We start from the raw sequence: 1,410 nt of genomic DNA on the forward strand, positions 1-1,410 counted from the left end.
CCTCGATCGTTCATGAGTCCTCGTCGGTTCGCTGACGGGGACTCTGTGCTTGCGAGGTGCGGAATTTCGTGGGCTGGGGCAGGTTGGCGGCCCGGCTATCGCGTCGGGTGGGCGCCGGGGTTCCACGGCTCCGGGATGTTGCTGTGGCTCGTCGGGACGGTCGGAGTTGCTGGTCAGCCTGGGTTCGGCAGGGCTGCAAGTCGCTGGATCGCGCGGGTGATCACATCCGTCCAGGGCCATCGGGCGGTGAAGCGGAGCCAGCGGCGGCGGCCGGTGGTGACCAGCTGGGCGGCGGCAGAGAACAGCCGCAGGCGAAGCCGTTTGGGCTCCCAGCGGCGGGTTTCTGCAGTCAGGGCGAGCATCGGCATCCAGGCGAGGAGGTCGAGTGCGATCTGGACGATCTCCAGCCAGATCCGGTTCTGTGCGGTGTCGTGCAGGGGCAGGTTGCGCAGGCCGGTGTCGCGGGCGTTTCGGATGCGGTCCTCGCAGCGGGCCCGGCGGCGGTGACGTAGTTCCAGGTTGGCGAGCTGGCCGCCTTGGGTATTGGTCGCGAAACAGGTGAGCCGTAGTCCATCGAGGTCGGTGAATCGCAACTGGGCTCCGGGGTGCGGTCGTTCTTTGCGGACGATTAGCCGCATGCCCTTGGGCCACATGCTCAGGTCGGGGATGTCGGTGATCTCTGCGAGCCAGGCGCCGGGCCGCTCGGTGCCGTCGGCGTCGTAGGCCGGCGTCCATGCCTTCTTCGGAATCTTCAGGACGGCCTGGTGGATGGCGTCGGTGATGGTCATTCCGACGGAATACGACAGCCACCGGCCCCGGCGGGAGAGCCAGTCGAGGAAGGCATGGGTCCCGCCGGCGGAGTCGGTGCGGATCAGCGTCTTCCGGCCCCGCCGCAGGTGCTTGGGGACTTGGGCCAGGGCGAGTTGGGCTGTTTCGATGTGATCGCTCGCGGTGTTGGAGCCGGCGTTGCCGGGCCGCAGCAGCGCGGCCACCGGCTCTCCGGAACCGGCCTGGCCGTGGTCAACAAACGCGACGAGCGGATGATGGCCGAAGGTCTTCTTCCAGGTCGCGGTGGCATCCTGCTTCTCGGAGTGCGCAAGGACGAGCACGCCGTCGATGTCCACGATCACGTGACCGTCGGCGGCCGGACTTCTCACCCCGGCCAGTTCCCAGACCTGCGACCGTACTTCGGCCCGCGCCGACCGGATCGCGGTGAGTGCCTTCGGTCCGGCTGCGGCGAGGGAGCCGATGAGCCGGGAGACCGTGGGGTCGGATGCCACCGGGCCGAACACGTCGGGCTCGGTCCGCAGCATGGCGACATCGGCGAGGCAATCCCCGCCCAGAGCCGTCGCGAGCGCGACATCCAGCAGGACTTTGCCAGGGTCGTGCACCGTCCGCGGCTTGCGCCAC

1 protein-coding gene is annotated in these 1,410 nt (G+C 68.8%); it reads right to left on the bottom strand.

What is annotated here, in order from left to right; translation table 11 throughout:
- Positions 1 to 173 precede the first annotated feature (173 nt).
- The coding region (locus ACIA8E_RS41960; RefSeq protein WP_399307379.1) for an IS1380 family transposase at positions 174 to 1,410 on the bottom strand (1,237 nt) is incomplete at its 5' end.

Origin of the sequence: Streptomyces sp. NPDC051664, assembly GCF_044453545.1 — a bacterium.
In the GTDB taxonomy this organism is placed as follows: Bacteria; Actinomycetota; Actinomycetes; order Streptomycetales; family Streptomycetaceae; genus Streptomyces.